The organism is Oleiphilus sp. HI0066 (assembly GCF_001635725.1).
On sequence record NZ_LWFH01001745.1, the window covers coordinates 1 to 871 of the forward strand.

Below are 871 nucleotides of genomic sequence, written 5' to 3' on the forward strand. Positions count from 1 at the left end.
GGTCATACCTGGGGCGCGCATATTCAAAATGGTCGCAATCACGTTAATCGCCCCCATAATGGATGAGATACCCATCATATGAACGCCAAAAATAAAATATGTCTCGGTATCTGGAGCATAAGTCGTCGATAAGGGCGCATAGAATGTCCAACCAAAGTTTGGCGCACCGCCCTCCATGAATAACGTGCTTAACAATAAGCCAAAAGCAAAAGGTAGAATCCAGAAGCTCCAGTTGTTCATGCGAGGCAGCGCCATATCAGGCGCACCAACCATCATTGGGATCATCCAGTTCGCCAAACCTACGAAAGCAGGCATAACGGCGCCGAACACCATGATCAGACCGTGCATCGTGGTCATCTGATTGAAAAACTCGGGTTCGACTAATTGCAAACCTGGTTGAAAGAGTTCTGCTCGGATAGTGAGTGCCATACAACCGCCCACAAGAAACATCGCAAAACTGAACCACAAGTACATCGAACCAATATCTTTATGGTTGGTAGTAAATAGCCAACGCGCAATACCTTTCGTTGGACCATGGTGCTCATGATCGTCATGAGACGGATTGTCGATTACAGCGCTCATAAGCCCTCCTATTTATTTTTATAGTCAACGATGTCTTTGGCAGAAACATTGTCGCCGGTGTCATTACCCCACGCATTGCGCTCGTAAGTAATAACTGCAGCAATATCAACCTCACTCAATTGCCCACCATAAGCTTGCATAGCCGAGCCAGCAACACCATCAACAACAACCTCAATATGCTTATCCAGCAGTTTTGTAGCGATCTCTGTTCCTACAAGGCTTGGGAACGCCGGAGGAATACCCTGCCCATTCGGTTGGTGACACGCTGCGCAGTTGGTCGCGTATACTT

2 protein-coding genes are annotated in these 871 nt (G+C 47.5%); both read right to left on the reverse strand.

What is annotated here, in order from left to right; genetic code table 11:
- On the reverse strand, positions 1-582 hold a 582-nt coding region (locus A3738_RS27170; RefSeq protein ID WP_197474082.1), incomplete at its 3' end, for a cbb3-type cytochrome c oxidase subunit I.
- An 8-nt stretch (positions 583-590) separates the two neighbouring features.
- A partial coding sequence (locus A3738_RS27175) for a cytochrome c (protein ID WP_156504536.1) occupies positions 591-871 on the reverse strand: 281 nt, incomplete at its 5' end.